We start from the raw sequence: 14777 nt of genomic DNA, 5'->3' as shown, positions 1-14777 counted from the left end.
CAAGTGTGGACCTTGGAGAGTTATGGTCGAAATACGGGCGCAACTCTCCAAGGTCTCCGAACGCCTCACGATGCGGTCAACGTCTTCCACATAATGGGACACGCGCGGCCTTGGTAGAACAGGGACACACGGCTGCCGCGACGCTCGTAGTGGGCGTGCGAGCTCGTTACGTTGCCGTAGACCGGCCCGCACCTCGCGCAGTACGAGCAGCCCGCTCGCCGCGTTCATCCAGTCGTCCTAGCGGCCGGGGCAGTCGGGGCACGCCGGGTCGTGGCCGTCCACCGGCCACAGATAGACGACCAAGGCGCCGGTCTCCGCCGCCAGCCGGCCGGCCAGGTCGCGGCCCGCGTCGCGCCAGGCCGGCCGCTCGGCGGGGGCGAGACCCGAGTCGTAGTTGTGCGCCCAGTCCCGCAGACCGGCCGCCAGCCCGGCGGACAGGCCGAGCGTCGCCGGCCCGAGGTTGCCGTGAATCTCGCGGGGCGGGCGGGCCGGCAGCGTGAACCACCCCCACACCGGGAACGAACCCCCCTCGGTCCACACGTCGAGGCGCCGCCTGCCGGGCGGCCATCCGCGCGGGCAGAACGGCGAGTGCAACCTCGGGTCCGGCGACGTCATCGCTTCGAGGCTAGGCACCCGCGGATTCCACGGCGCGGCCGCCTGGCGGACACGCGACGTTCATCGCACCATTGTCGGATCGGGGCGGTGCCGTTCGTAGCAGGGGTGACGGCCGCCCACCGGGGGCGGCGCCAAGCGTGAGGAACCACGACCGTGAAGCTGACGACCATGACCCAGGTCACCATCGACGGAGTGATGCAGGGAAACGGCGGCGCCTCGGCGGAGGACCGCAGGAACGGATTCGAGCGCGGCGGCTGGGCGCTCGGGCGCGGCGACGACGACACGCACGCCTACATGAACGCGACCTATGAACGGGCCGACGCTTTCCTGTTCGGCCGCCGCACGTACGAGCTGTTCCAGAGCTCGTGGGGGTCGCTGACCGAACAGGATGTGCCCGGCTGGGTGCCCGTCATGCGGGCCCTGAACGCCCGGCCCAAGTACGTCGCGTCGGCCACGCTCGCCGATCCGGCCTGGTCGGGCACCACCGTGCTGTCCGGCGACCTCGCCCACGCCGTCCGGGAGCTGAAGGCCAAGTCGGGCGGTGAGCTGCAGGTGCACGGCAGCGGCACGCTGATCCGCTGGCTGCTGGCGAACGACCTGGTCGACGAGATGACCCTGCTCGTGGTCCCGGTGATCCTCGGCCAGGGCGCACGGCTGTTCCCGCAGGCCGGTCCGGATCTCGTGCTCGATCTGGTCGAGTCGCGCGTCGACTCGAAGGGCGTCACGATCCAGGTCTTCCGCCCGGCCGGCCGCCCGCACTACGCCTGACCGGCGCGCCGGGGCCCCTCGCGCGGGCCCCGGCGCACGGCCTAGTCGCCCAGCGCCGGTTCCAGGCTGACCACCGGAACCTCGTCGTCCTTGCGCGGGGCCGCCGGCGCCGGCGTGTGCCGGCCGTCGGACGAGCGCAGCCCCACCGCCGCGACCACGGCCGCCACCACCATGATCGCGGTGGCGATCAGGAAGCCGCGGTCGAAGCCCTTGGCGAGGGCGTCGGCCGGGGCGGTGCCGCCGGCCAGCAGATCACTCGTGTACGCCGCCGCGACCGAGCTCATCACGGCCAGGCCGATCGCGCTGCCCAGCTGCTGCGAGGTGTTGATGATGCCGGAGGCGAGCCCGCTCTCGTGCGGCGCGACCCCGACCGAGGACACCAGGAACAGCGACGACCAGGCGAAGCCCATGCCGACGGCGGTGAGCACCATGCCGGGCAGCACGTCCGTCGCGTACGAGCTGTGGCCGTTGAGGAAGCTCAGCAGGAACAGCCCGGCGGCGTCGATGACCAGGCCGACCGACACGACCAGCTTGGGGCCGCGCTTCGCGATGAGCTTCTGGGCCAGCTTGGCGGACAGGAACATCGCGACCGGCCACGGCAGGTACGCGAGGCCGTTCTCGATCGGGCTGTAGCCCTTGACCTGGGCCAGGTACAGCGTCGGGAAGAACAGCATCACGAACTGTGCGGCCCGCATGAAGAACACCGACACGTTCGCCACCGACAGAGCGCGTCCGGCGAAGATGCCCAGACGCACCAGCGGCTGCCGCGAGCGCACCTCGACCACGAAGAACAACGCGATGAGCACGGCCGCCGCGCCCAGGATCGCCCACAGCTTGCCGGCGGTCCAGCCCCACTCCTCGGCGTTCACGATGCCGTACACGAGAAGCAGCAGCCCGGCGGTGATGAGCAGGGCGCCGGGCAGGTCCAGCCGGTTCTTCTGGCCTTCGACGCGGTGCCGGCTGTTCGGCACCACGCGCAGCGCCCCGACGATCGCCACGGCCGCGATGGGCACGTTCACCAGGAAGATGGCCCGCCAGTTGAGCCACTCGGTGAGGATGCCGCCGGCCAGGATGCCGGCCGCGCTGCCCGCCGCGGTCACCGAGCCGAACAGGGCGAGCGCCTTGGCCCGCTCGGCGACGGACGAGAACGTCACGATGATGATCGACAACACGGCCGGGGACGTGAGCGCCCCGCCCAGGCCCTGCACCGCGCGGCCCACGATCAACGTCGACGAGTTCTGCGCGAGCCCGTTGACCAGCGACGACAGGCCGAACAACGCCAGCCCGATGACGAACAGCCGTTGCCGGCCGAACAGGTCACCGGCCCGGCCGCCGAGCAGCAGGAAACCGCCGAACAGCAGGATGTACGCGTTGATCACCCATTGCAGCTGGAGCTGGTCGTGAAAGTGCAGCCCGGTGTCGATGGACGGTAGTGCCACCGTCACGATGGTCGCGTCGAGCACGACCATGAACTGGGCGATCAGAACGATCCACAGGATCGCCTTGGACCTCGCCATTGCCTGTCTCCTCCAGACCGCACACCAGAAACACGTACAACGTACGTTTGTGGTGGCGCGTCCGTCTCGCGAGATCGCCGTGACCTCAGCCACGTGTACCCTGACGTGGCATGAAGGCCCGCTTCACCGTCGCGGACATCCAGAAACACGCGCTCGCGATCGTCGAGCGGGACGGGCTGAGCGCGCTCACCATGCGCTCGCTGGCGACCTCCCTGCAGACCGGTCCGATGACCCTCTACAACTATGTGGACAGCCGGGAGGCCCTCGAGGAACTGGTGGTCGATGCCGTCGTCGGGCGCATCGACCTGCCCGAGCCGACCGACGACTGGCTGGCCGACACCCGCGCGGTGGCGACCGCGGCCTGGCGGACGTTCCGGGCGCATCCGGCGATCATTCCGCTGGTGGTCACCCGCCGGACCACCTCGCGCGCCCAGCTCCGCCTGGTCGAGGCACAGATGGCGGCCCTCGCCCGCGGCGGCCTCGACCCGGCCGCGCAGCTCGTCGCGTTCCGCACGATCATCGGGTTCGTCATGGGCATCGCCCAGAACGAGCTGGCCGGGCCGCTGACCCGCGAGCGGGACCCGGCGGCGGCCGCCGAGCGCATCGCGGCGCTCAACCGGGGCGAGTTCCCGGCCATCGCCGTGGTGACGCCGTTCCTGGCCGCGCACGCGGGCGAGGAAGAGTTCGAGGCCGGGCTGACCGCCGTCCTCGCCGGCATCGAGAAAACGCTGTGCGGCTAGGCTTGCGCGCCGCGCAGGAAGGCGTCGACCAGTGACTCGACGAACGTCTCGTCGGGCATGTCCGGCGCCCAGCCGAGCATGGTCTGCACCATCGACGGGCCAGAGAGCATGAGCAAGGCGATCTCGATGTCGAGGTCGGCCCGCAGCTCGCCGCGGGCGATGCCGCGGCGCAGCACGTCGCGCATGAACTCGCGGCGCGGCTCGATCACCGCCTGATACTGCCGGCGCAGCGAGTCGTCCGAGTTGATCTCGGGCATCAGGCACACCGTGGCCTTGCTGTGCCGGTGGAACCGGCCGGAGCGGTTCGCCGTGATCAGCAGGATCAGGTCTTCGCGCACCGACGTGCCGGGCAGCGCGGGCAACGGGCCCTTCATCGCCTGGACCGCGTCGATGAGCAGGGCTTCCTTGTTGGGCCAGCGCCGGTAGATGGTCGCCTTGCCGACGCCGGCCTTGGCCGCGACCGCCTCGATCGAGATGGCCGCGGCACTCTGGCCGGCGCTGAGCAACTCGAGCACCGCCTCGAGGATGGCCCCGTCCGCCTGGGCGTTGCGGGGCCGCCCAGGAGCCTTGCGCTCCTGGGCGGCCCCGGCGTCGGCATTGACCGTTGTCATGTCAGTCATGTTACCGGCTGGTTACGCCTCGACCAGGGTCACGCCCTGCTCCTCGGCGAGCGACTCGTCGGTGGTCGGCGCCGGAGTGCCGGCCGGGCGCTTGCCGGGCATCCAGATCAGGGCCGCGACCACGCCGAGCAGTCCGACGAACGTGCCGCCGGCGGCCGCGTAGTGCAGACCGGTGATGAACGCGTCGTTCGCCTGGGCGATCAGCGGCGCCGCGGACGGGCCGATGGCGTCGCCGACGGCGTGTGCCCCGGAGATGTCCTTGGAGAACGCGTCGGCCGCCTGCGCGGGCAGACCGGCGGTCGCGTCCCCGAGGTGGCCGCGGTAGACCGAGGCGAGCACCGCACCCAGCGCGGCAACGCCGAGGGCGCCGCCGAACTGACGGATCGTGTTGCTCACCGCGGAGCCGACACCGGCCTTCTCCCGCGGCAGCGCCGCCATGATCGCCTCGGTGGCCGGCGGCATCACGTTCGCCATGCCGACACCGGCGATGAAGAACGCCACGCCGACGAGCCAGATCGGCGTGCTCTCGCCGACGATGATCCAGACCGCCTGGCTGAGCGCAACCAGCAGCAGGCCGACCGTGCTGACCGCCTTCGGGCCGAACTTCTTGACCATCGCGGCGCTGCGCGGCGCGAAGACGATCTGGCCGAGGGCGAACGGCACGAGCACCGCGCCGGATTCGAGCGGACCGTAGCCGCGGACCAGCTGCAGCCAGAAGGATCCGAAGAACATCGAGCCCAGGACCGCGAAGAACATCAGGCCGATGACGCCGGTCGACACCGAGAACTGCCGGTTGGTGAACAGCCGGACGTCCAGCGACGGGAACTCGATGCGGCGTTCCCACAGCGCGAAGCCGACGAGCACCAGGATCGCCAGGACCAGGCTGCCCCACGCCAGCGGGTCGCCGAAGCCCTCGTCGCCACCGCGGATGACGCCGTAGGTGAGCGCGCTCAGACCGATGACCGACAGCACCACGCCGAGGAAGTCGATGCGGCCCGGCCTCGGGTCACGCGACTCGGGCACCAGGGTCAGCAGCAGCACGATGCCGATGATCACGACGGGCACGTTGATCAGGAAGACCGAGCCGTACCAGAAGTGCTCCAGCAGCAGGCCGCCGACGATCGGGCCGATGGCCACGCCGAGGCCGACCGCGCCGGCCCAGATCCCGATGGCCCGGGGGCGCTCCTTCGGGTCGAAGACGTTCGCGATGATCGACAACGTGGCGGGCATGACCGCCGCCGCGCCGAGACCCATCAGCGCGCGGGCGCCGATCAGCTGGTTGGGCGACTGGGCGTACGCGGAAGCCAGCGACGCGACGCCGAAGATCGCCAGACCGACGATCAGGGTGATCTTGCGGCCGAGCCGGTCGGCCAGGATGCCGGCGGTGAACAGCAGGCCGGCGAAGACCAGCGTGTACGAGTTGATCGCCCACTCGAGCTGGCTCTGCGAGGAGCCGAGGCCGTGCTTCGGGTCGGCGATGGTCTTCAGCGCGACGTTGAGCACGGTGTTGTCGAGGACGACCACCAGAAGACTGATGATGAGGACGCCGAGGACCACCCAACGGCGCGGATGCCCGGCCGGGGCGCTCACTGGCGGCGCCTGAGTTGCCTCAGTCAATTCGGCTTCCCCCCAATTTCGAAACGGAACGGTTCCGTTTCCGCCGGACGACAGTAACGCTTCCCATTGGGAAAACGGAACGGCCTCGTATCGGAATGTGGGGCGCGTCACGTGAACCTTCGGCCGATGCAACCGTTTCGCACCTGGCGGACCTCGCAACCCGGGCGTCGCGGCACCGATCTTCGGCACGTGTGGACCCGGATGATCAGGCTGATGGCCCTGCTGCCGAGCGGCGGAGGACTGCGCGACGAGGACTGGGCACGCCGGCATCGGCTGCTCACCACGATCCTCGCCGCGACGATCGTGCTGCTGACCGCGTTCGGCGTGTTCGCCGACGGGCTCAACGGCACCTGGCTGACGACCGTCTTCCTGATCCTGCCGTGCGTGATCGCCGCGTCCCGGCTGCCCGGCCGCCGGCTGCCGTCGACCTTCGTGGCGCTCGGCTTCGTGATGGCCTGCGGCGGCTTCGTCGCGATCGCGCACGGGCTCACCGAGGCCCACTTCTCCTTCTTCATCGTGATCGCGGCGCTGGCCCTGTACCGGGACTGGACGCCGTTCGGCATGTTCCTGCTCGGCACCACGCTGCACCACGGCGTGTTCGGCGTGCTGGTCAGCAACCGCACCTACGACCACGACGCCGCGTTCGCCCACCCGTGGACGTGGGCGCTGCTGCACGCCGTCGCGGTGCTGCTGGCCGCCGGCTTCCAGCTCGTGCAGTGGAAGATGACTGAGTCCGAGGAGCGGCGCAGCCAGCAGAACCTGGACGAGAGCCAGGCGCAGCTGAGCATCGCCTTCGACCAGACGCCGGTGCCGATGGCCATGATCTCGCCCGAGGGCCGGCTGCTGCGCACCAACGAGGCGTACCGGGGCTGGCTGGACCTGCCCGAGGAGCTGCCCGCCGGCTTCACCGTCGACGACCTGCCGATCACCCCGGCCGACGCGACCTCGCCGGGGATGTTCGACCACATACTGAGCGCCGACGAGCCGGTCGCCACCACCCGCGAGTACCGCCGCCTGGACAACGGCCGCCACATCTGGGTGGACGTGCACGCCACCGGGCTGCGCGACCAGCGCGGCCGGCTGCGGCTGATCTTCGTGCACTGCGTCGACGTGACCGACAACCGCCGGCACCAGGAGGAGCTGCGCCGGCAGGTACGCCAGGACTCGCTGACCGGCCTGCTGTCGCGCTCGGCGTTCGAGAACGACCTGAGCGAGCTGCTCGCCACCGAGCCGGACCAGGTCAGCGTGATCTACGTGGACGTGGACCGGTTCAAGTCGATCAACGACGGGGCCGGGCACACCGCCGGCGACGATGTGCTGCGCGCGCTGTCCGCCCGGCTGGCCGCCACCGTCCCGGACGGCTCGCTGGTGGCCCGGCTCGGCGGCGACGAGTTCGTGGTGGCGCTGCCCGGCGGCATCGAGACCGCGCTGCGCACCGGGCACGGCCTGCTGGACGCCTGCGCCGAGCCGCTGCTGGTGGACGGCGGATACCTGCAGATCTCGATCAGCGTCGGGGTGGCCAGCGCGAGCGGCGGCCCGGCCGAGGCCGTCGTGCTGGCCGCGGACACCGCGATGTACGCGGCGAAGCGGGCCGGCGGCAACCGGGTGGCCGAGTTCAACGACACGATGCGGGTGGCGGTCCAGGACCGGATCGCGGCCGAGGCCCGGCTGCGGCGCGCCCTGGCCGGCGACCGGGACACCGCGCTGCCGGTGTGGTTCCAGCCGATCGTCGGCGCCGACGGCGAGCTGGCCGGCGCCGAGACGCTGGTCCGGATGCGCACGCCGGAGGGCGACATCGTCGGGCCGAACCTGTTCGTGCCGGCCGCCGAGGAGACCGGCCTGATCGTGCCGCTCGGCGAGCACGTGCTCAACCGCGCCGTGCGGCACCTGATCGAGTGGGGCGACCAGCTCGGCTACGTGTCGGTCAACGTCAGCCCGCGCCAGCTCGCCGAGCCGGACTTCGTGCCGGACGTGGCCGCGCTGCTGGCCTCACACCCGGGCCTGGACCCGTCCCGGCTGATCCTGGAGATCACCGAGACCGCCCTGCTCGGCTCGTCGCTGGACGTGCAGCAGCGTCTGGAGATGCTGAAGGCGATCGGCGTGCGGATCGCGCTGGACGACTTCGGCACCGGCTACAGCTCGCTGACCTGGCTGCAGTCGATCCCGGCGGACATCGTCAAGCTGGACCGCTCGTTCGTGGCCGGCCTGTCCGCGGACCCGCGCAAGTCGTCGATCATCGAGGCGGTGCTGTGGCTGGCCCGCTCGCTGAACATGGCGGTGGTCGCCGAGGGTGTCGAGGACGAGGCCGACTGGGAGGCGTTGCGCGCGCTGGGCTGCCCGTCCGCGCAGGGCTACTACTTCAGCAGGCCGCTGCCGCCGGCCGAGTTCGAGCAGAAGGTGCTTCAGCGTTCCAGGATGGCCACCACGCCCTGACCGCCGGCCGCGCAGATGGAGATCAGGCCGCGCCCCCGGCCCTTGGTGGCGAGCAGTTTGGCCAGGGTCGCCACGATCCGGCCGCCGGTCGCCGCGAACGGGTGCCCGGCGGCCAGCGACGAGCCGTGCACGTTGAGCTTGTCGCGGTCGATCGAGCCCAGCGGCGCGTCCAGCCCGAGGCGCTCCTTGCTGAACTCCGGCGACTCCCAGGCCGCGAGGGTGGCCAGGACCTGCGACGCGAACGCCTCGTGGATCTCGTAGAAGTCGAAGTCCTGCAGCGTCAGGCCGCCCCGCGCGAGCATCCGCGGCACCGCGTACGCCGGGGCCATCAGCAGCCCCTCCTCGCCGTGCACGTAGTCGACCGCGGCGGTCTCGCAGTCGGCGAACCAGGCCAGCACCGGCAGGTCGTGCCGCGCCGCCCACTCCTCGCTGGCCAGCAGCACGGCCGAGGCGCCGTCGCTGAGCGGCGACGAGTTGCCCGCGGTCATCTCCGCCTTCTCGTCGTAGACGGGCCTGAGCTTCGCGAGTTTCTCCAGGCTGGTGTCGGCCCGCAGGTTCTCGTCGCCGGTCAGCCCCAGATAGGGCGTCATCAGATCGTCGAAAAACCCGCTTGCGTACGCCTGTGCCAGCCGCCGGTGCGACGCCAGCGCGAGCTCGTCCTGCGCCTGGCGGCCCACGTTCCAGCGCAGCGCGGTGATCGCGGCATGCTCCCCCATGGACAGTCCGGTGCGCGGCTCGGCGTTGCGCGGGATCTCCGGCCGGAACGCCTGCTGCGGCCGTAACCTCGCCGCCGCGCGTAATCGCCCGCCGAACGACCGGGCCCGATTGATCTCCAGCAGCGTGCGCCGCATGTCCTCGTTGACCTGCAACGGCGCGTCCGAGGTGGTGTCCACCCCGCCGGCCACCCCGGCGTCGATCTGACCCAGCGCGATCTTGTTGGCCACCAGGATCGCCGCTTCCAGGCCGGTGCCGCAGGCCTGCTGGAGGTCGTACGCCGGGGTGCGCGGATCGAGCCGCGACCCGAGCACCGTCTCGCGGGTCAGGTTGTAGTCCCTCGAGTGCTTGAGCACCGCCCCCGCGACCACCTCACCGAGCTGCTCGCCGGCCAGCGCGAACCGGGCGACCAGCCCGTCCAGCGCCGACGTGAGCATGTCCTGGTTGGACGCGGCGGCGTACCGGGAGCCGGAGCGCGCGAACGGGATCCGGTTGCCACCGAGCACGGCGACGCGGCGGGGCGTCTGCATGGCACCTCCAGTGCTACTCGTGGGTAGCCTACCGTCGGGAATCCAACGCGGACAGCTACCCGCGAGTAGGCTACGGCCATGGCGGACAGGTACGCGACCTTCGCGAACTCCGGTGCGGGGCGGGCGCTCGTCAAGCGGCTCGGGCTGCCCGATCCGCCGCGCCTGCGACGGCATCACGACGGCGATCCCCTCGCGACCCGGCCGGTGCTGCTCGGTGCCGCGACCGGCGGGTGGCTCGGCGACGAGGTGCGCAAGGTCCTCGGTGGTGCCGGCGTCGAGGTGGCCGAGGTGGCCGCGCCGCCGCACGCCGCGCTGGTCTTCGACGCCACCGGGATCGACGGGTCGGCGCGATTATCCGAGCTGTTCGCGTTCTTCCAGCCGAACGCGCGCACGCTGCAGCCGTCCGGCCGGGTCGTCGTGCTGGCGACGCCGCCCGAGGCGTGCGCGTCGCCGGCCGAGGCCACCGGGCAGCGCGCCCTCGAGGGGTTCACCCGCAGCGTCGGCAAGGAGTTCGGGCGGGGCATCACCGCCCAACTCGTGTACGTGGCGCCCGGCGGCGAGCACGCCGTCGAGTCCACCTTGCGCTTCCTGCTCAGCGGCCGGTCCGCGTACGTCTCCGGCCAGGTGATCCGGATCGGCGCCGGCCAGACGCCGGTGCCGGACGACTGGGACCGTCCGCTCGACGGCAGCACGGCGGTCGTCACCGGCGCGGCGCGCGGCATCGGGGCGGCCATCGCCCGGGTCCTGGCGCGCGACGGCGCCGAGGTGATCGCCCTGGACGTGCCCGCCTCCGGCGACGCGCTGGCCGCGGTCGCCAACGACGTGCGCGGCCGGGCACTGCAGCTCGACCTGACCGCTGAGGGCGCCGCGGCCCGGCTGGCCGATCACCTCGCCGGCGGCGTCGACATCGTCGTGCACAACGCCGGCATCACCCGCGACAAGACCCTCGCCAAGATGGACGCGGCCCGCTGGGCGGCGGTGATCGGCGTCAACCTCGGCGCGCCCGAGCGGGTCAACGGCGTGTTGCTGGAGCGTGGCCTGCTGCGCCCGGGCGGCCGGGTCGTCGGGGTCGCCTCGATCGCCGGGATCGCCGGGAACCGCGGGCAGACCAACTACGCGACCAGCAAGGCCGGGGTGATCGGGCTGGTGCGGTCGTCGGCGCCCGGGCTGCTCGAACGCGGGGTCACCATCAACGCGGTGGCGCCCGGCTTCATCGAGACGGCGATGACCGCGCGGATGCCGATGATGCTGCGCGAGGCCGGCCGCCGGATGAACAGCATGGCCCAGGGCGGGCTGCCGGTCGACGTGGCCGAGACGATCGCCTGGCTCGCGTCGCCCGGTTCGGGCACCATCACGGGGAACATCGTGCGGGTGTGCGGGCAGAGTCTGCTGGGAGCGTGAGGATGACGGTCGTCGAGCTGACCGGGAACCCCCGGATCAACTATCTGCGGGCGGTGCTTCCCGCGCGGCGGCCGGCGACGCTGCCCGATGTGGAGCTCGTCCGGCGGGGTGTGCGGGTCGACTGGGAACACCTGCGGGCGTACGACCGGGTCTGCGGTTTCCGCCTCAGCGACCGGCTGCCCGTCACCTATCCGCACGTGCTCACGTTCCCGCTGGCCATGGCGCTGCTGACCGGGCCCGGGTTCCCGCTGCGCGCGGCCGGGCTGGTGCACGTGACCAGCCGGCTCACGCAGTGGCGGCCGCTGACCGCGGACATGGTGCTCGACCTGTCGATGCGTGCCGGGGCGTTGCGCACGGACGAGCGGGGCACCCGGTTCGATCTCACGGCGACGGCCACCGTGGACGGCGAGCGCGTCTGGCACGGGGTCTCGGCGTACCTGCAACGAAAACGCGGCAAGCGCAAGCGAGGCGACCGGAGCACGCCGACGCCTGCCTCGTCGGCCGTGTGGGACGTGCCGGCCCGCACCGGCGCCGACTACGCCGCGGTCTCCGGCGACCGCAACCCGATCCACACCTCGCGGCTGGGCGCGCGGCTGTTCGGCTTCCCGCGGCCGATCGCGCACGGCATGTGGAGCAAGGCGCGCTGCCTGGCCGCGCTGGAGGGCCGGCTCCCCGACGCGTACACGGTGGACGTGGCGTTCCGGCAGCCGATCCCGCTGCCCTCGCGGGTGTCGTTCGCGGCCTGGCCCGAGTCGACCGGCTGGGAATTCGGTCTGCACAGCGACCGTCCCCATCTTGCGGGCCAAGTTACGCCACCGTAACGTTACCGGCCAGTATCGATCGGTACGGAGGCCCGCATGGAGTTCTGGCTCGACCTCAACGAGGAACAGACCGAGCTGCGCGACTGGGTGCACGGCTTCGCCTCGTCCGTGGTGCGGCCCGCCGCCGCCGAGTGGGACGAACGCGAGCAGACGCCCTGGCCGGTGTTGCAGGAGGCGGCGAAGATCGGGCTGTACGGCTTCGAGTTCCTGGTCACCACCTGGTCCGATCCGACCGGGCTGTCGATGCCGATCGCCAACGAGGAGCTGTTCTGGGGCGACGGCGGCATCGGGATGGCGTTGAGCGGCACGGCCCTGGCGGTCGCCGCGATCTACGGCTCGGGCACGCCGGACCAGCTCGTCGAGTGGGTGCCGCAGTGCTTCGGCGACGCCGGCGACCCGAAGGTGGGGGCGTTCTGCTCGACCGAGCCGGAGGCCGGATCCGATGTGGGCGCGATGCGGACCCGGGCGATTTATCACGAAGCGTCCGACGAGTGGGAGATCAGCGGGCAGAAGGCGTTCGCGACCAACGGCGGCATCGCGAACGTGCACGTCGTGACCGCCTCGGTGGATCCCGCCCTGGGCACGCGCGGGCAGGCCGCGTTCATCGTGCCGCCCGGCACCGCCGGCCTGACCGGCATGAAAAAACTCCGCAAACTCGGCCTGCGTGCCTCGCACACGGCCGACGTCTTTCTCGATTCCGTACGCGTCCCCGGCCGTTGCCTGCTCGGCGGCAAGGACGCGCTGGACGAACGATTAGCGCGCGCCCGCTCGGGGCAGCGGGCGTCCAAGCAGGCCGCGATGCGTACGTTCGAACTGTCCCGGCCCGCGGTCGGGGCGCAGGCTTTGGGCATCGCGCGCGCCGCCTACGAGTATTCGCTGGACTACGCCAAGACCCGGGTCCAGTTCGGCCGGCCGATCATCGAGAACCAGGCGATCGCGTTCGCGCTGGCTGACATGCGCACCGAGATCGACGCGGCCCGGCTGCTGGTGTGGCGGGCCGCGTGGATGGGCCGCAACGACAAGCCGTTCCTGGCCGGCGAGGGCTCGATGTCCAAGCTGAAGGCCGGTGAGGTGGCCGTGGCCGTCACCGAGAAGGCGGTGCAGATCCTCGGCGGCGCCGGCTACCTGCGCGACCATCCGGTGGAACGCATGTACCGGGACGCGAAGATCTACACCATCTTCGAGGGCACGTCGGAGATCCAGCGGCTGGTGATCTCCCGGGCCGTCTCCGGCATGCAGATCCGATGATGGCGTTCGTCGCGGCGACGATGGCCCGGCGCGGGCTGCTGCGGCCCGGCCCGCCGGTGCGGGTGCTGCGGCAGTTCGGGGCGTTGCGGCGGTGGGGCTTCGGGCTGGCCGGCGAGCTACGCCAGGCCGCGGCCCGAGACCCGGACCGGATCGCCGTGGTCGACGACGAGCGGTCGGTGACGTACCGGGAACTGCTGGAACGCTCGGTGCGCATCGCCCGCGCCCTGCCGGTGGGCCCGGGTGATCGGGTGGGGATCCTGCGGCGCAACTCGGCCGCGATGATCGAGACGATCGCCGGGGTGGCGCAGACCGGCGCGGACCCCGTGCTGATCAACACCGGGCTGTCCGCCGAGCAGATCATTGGGATCGCCGCCGACCAGCACCTCCGCATGATCATCTGCGACGACGAGTTCCCCGGCGATCTGCCGGCGGCGCGGTTGGAGGCGATGCTGGTGGCGTCCTCCGCCGACGACATGGAACCGACGGCCCGGCGCGGCGGCGATCGCGAACCGCCCGCCCGGCGCCGCGGCGCCGACCTGGAACCGCCCGCCCGGCGCGGCGGCGCGGGCGACCTCGAACCGTCGGCCCGGCACCACGGCGGGGGCGTGGAACCGACGGCACACCGCCGTGGCGGCGGCGACCTGGAACCGCCAGCCCGGCCCGGGCGCACGATCGTGCTGACCTCAGGTACGACCGGCCTGCCGAAAGGGGCGCGGCGGCCGACGCCGACCGGATTCGGTCCACTGTGCTCGATCATCGACCGGATCCCGCTGCACGCCGGGGCGCGGGTGATGATCGCGGCGCCGCTGTTCCACACGTGGGGGTTCGCCGGTCTGCAGATCGCGCTCGCGCTGCGGGCGACGATCGTGCTGCGACGACGGTTCGAGCCGGCCACGTGCCTCGCGGCGGCCGCGGACTGCACGGCGCTGATCGCGGTTCCGGTGATGCTGCAGCAGATCCTCGAGGTGCCTGGAACACTACCGCGGCTGTCGGTGGTCGCGGTCAGCGGGTCGGCGCTGCCCGGCGGACTGGCGACCCGGTTCATGGACCGGTTCGGTGACGTGCTCTACAACCTGTACGGGTCAACCGAGGCGTCCTGGGCCGCGATCGCCACGCCCGCCGAGCTGCGGCTCGCACCGCAGACCGCCGGGCGCCCACCGCGCGGAACGGCGATGGCCGTGCTGGACGACTCCGGCCGCGCGGTGCCGCCGGGCACGACCGGGCACCTGTTCGTCGGCAACGAGATGCTGTTCGAGGGATACACGAACGGCGCGGCGGCCGCGCTCGAAGGCGGCCTGCTCGGCACCGGCGACCTCGGCTACATCGACGACGACGGCCTGGTCTTCGTCGCCGGCCGCTCCGACGACATGATCGTCTCCGGCGGCGAGAACATCTTCCCGTCCGAGGTGGAAGACCTCCTCGCGGCTCTGCCCGCGGTGCGGGAGGTGGCGGTGGTCGGTGTCGCCGATCCGCAATACGGGCAGCGGCTCGCCGCGTACATCGCGCTGAACCCCGGTTTCGCGCTAGACCGCGACGAGGTGCGCGAGCACGTGCGGCAGCACCGGGCCCGCTACTGCGTCCCGCGCGACATCATCTTCGTGCCGTCACTCCCCCGCAACGCCACCGGCAAAATCCTCAAACGCGACCTGCCCGGGTGACGTTCCTCCCCCACCCGCGGGCCATGGACATGAGCGTGGAGATTCGCCCGCCGAACCCGCTGTCTCGGCAGAGTCGGTCACCTTCACGTTCAAAC

The 14777-nt window shown here is 71.7% G+C and carries 12 protein-coding genes; 7 read left to right on the top strand and 5 right to left on the bottom strand.

The window, feature by feature from the left end; all coding sequences use genetic code 11:
- Positions 1 to 237: 237 nt before the first annotated feature.
- Positions 238 to 615, bottom strand: coding sequence for a hypothetical protein (locus tag HH310_RS33885; protein WP_169179802.1), 378 nt, complete (start codon positions 613 to 615; stop codon positions 238 to 240).
- Positions 616 to 768: 153 nt separating this feature from the next.
- Between HH310_RS33885 and HH310_RS33880 the strand changes: the two genes are divergently transcribed.
- Positions 769 to 1383 carry a dihydrofolate reductase family protein gene (locus HH310_RS33880; protein WP_169179801.1) on the top strand — a complete coding sequence of 205 codons (615 nt, stop codon included), beginning with the start codon at positions 769 to 771 and terminating at the stop codon, positions 1381 to 1383.
- Between the two features lie 41 nt (positions 1384 to 1424).
- On the opposite strand, the gene HH310_RS33875 is transcribed toward HH310_RS33880, so the two are convergent.
- Entirely contained in the window at positions 1425 to 2900 is a 1476-nt protein-coding gene (locus HH310_RS33875) for an MFS transporter (protein WP_169179800.1), read from the bottom strand.
- A 110-nt stretch (positions 2901 to 3010) separates the two neighbouring features.
- On the opposite strand from HH310_RS33875, the gene HH310_RS33870 reads away from it, so the two are divergent.
- Positions 3011 to 3640: a TetR/AcrR family transcriptional regulator C-terminal domain-containing protein gene (locus HH310_RS33870; protein ID WP_169179799.1), complete on the top strand. Its 630-nt coding sequence runs from the start codon at positions 3011 to 3013 to the stop codon at positions 3638 to 3640.
- Here the strand turns inward: HH310_RS33870 and HH310_RS33865 are convergent.
- Both HH310_RS33865 and HH310_RS33860 read right to left on the bottom strand, forming a co-directional pair.
- Positions 3637 to 4251: a TetR/AcrR family transcriptional regulator gene (locus tag HH310_RS33865; protein WP_312034509.1), complete on the bottom strand. Its 615-nt coding sequence runs from the start codon at positions 4249 to 4251 to the stop codon at positions 3637 to 3639. The genes HH310_RS33870 and HH310_RS33865 overlap by 4 nt on opposite strands.
- A gap of 21 nt (positions 4252 to 4272) precedes the next feature.
- Complete coding sequence (locus tag HH310_RS33860) at positions 4273 to 5877, bottom strand: MFS transporter (protein WP_248294685.1); 1605 nt, start codon at positions 5875 to 5877, stop codon at positions 4273 to 4275.
- Between the two features lie 126 nt (positions 5878 to 6003).
- Here HH310_RS33860 and HH310_RS33855 point away from each other — a divergent pair, with 126 nt between their 5' ends.
- Positions 6004 to 8310, top strand: coding sequence for a bifunctional diguanylate cyclase/phosphodiesterase (locus HH310_RS33855; protein ID WP_248294684.1), 2307 nt, complete (start codon positions 6004 to 6006; stop codon positions 8308 to 8310).
- On the opposite strand, the gene HH310_RS33850 is transcribed toward HH310_RS33855, so the two are convergent.
- On the bottom strand, positions 8280 to 9554 hold the full coding sequence (locus HH310_RS33850) for an acetyl-CoA C-acetyltransferase (RefSeq protein ID WP_169179795.1): 1275 nt from the start codon (positions 9552 to 9554) through the stop codon (positions 8280 to 8282). The genes HH310_RS33855 and HH310_RS33850 overlap by 31 nt on opposite strands.
- A gap of 78 nt (positions 9555 to 9632) precedes the next feature.
- On the opposite strand from HH310_RS33850, the gene HH310_RS33845 reads away from it, so the two are divergent.
- The 4 genes from HH310_RS33845 to HH310_RS33830 are packed head-to-tail and all read left to right on the top strand — an operon-like array spanning position 9633 to position 14682.
- Positions 9633 to 10955 carry a 3-oxoacyl-ACP reductase gene (locus tag HH310_RS33845; RefSeq protein ID WP_169179794.1) on the top strand — a complete coding sequence of 441 codons (1323 nt, stop codon included), beginning with the start codon at positions 9633 to 9635 and terminating at the stop codon, positions 10953 to 10955.
- 2 nt (positions 10956 to 10957) lie between these two features.
- The gene (locus tag HH310_RS33840; protein ID WP_169179793.1) at positions 10958 to 11776 is read left to right on the top strand and encodes a MaoC/PaaZ C-terminal domain-containing protein; all 819 of its coding nucleotides are present in this window, start codon (positions 10958 to 10960) and stop codon (positions 11774 to 11776) included.
- 36 nt (positions 11777 to 11812) lie between these two features.
- Positions 11813 to 13024 (top strand): acyl-CoA dehydrogenase family protein, encoded by a 1212-nt coding sequence (locus HH310_RS33835; RefSeq protein WP_169179792.1) that lies wholly within the window; start codon positions 11813 to 11815, stop codon positions 13022 to 13024.
- Complete coding sequence (locus tag HH310_RS33830) at positions 13021 to 14682, top strand: AMP-binding protein (protein ID WP_169179791.1); 1662 nt, start codon at positions 13021 to 13023, stop codon at positions 14680 to 14682. Before HH310_RS33835 ends, HH310_RS33830 begins: the two co-directional genes overlap by 4 nt.
- Positions 14683 to 14777: the final 95 nt, after the last annotated feature.

Origin of the sequence: Actinoplanes sp. TBRC 11911, assembly GCF_012933445.1 — a bacterium.
GTDB lineage: Bacteria > Actinomycetota > Actinomycetes > Mycobacteriales > Micromonosporaceae > Actinoplanes.
This window is presented reverse-complemented; position numbering and strand designations above follow the sequence as displayed.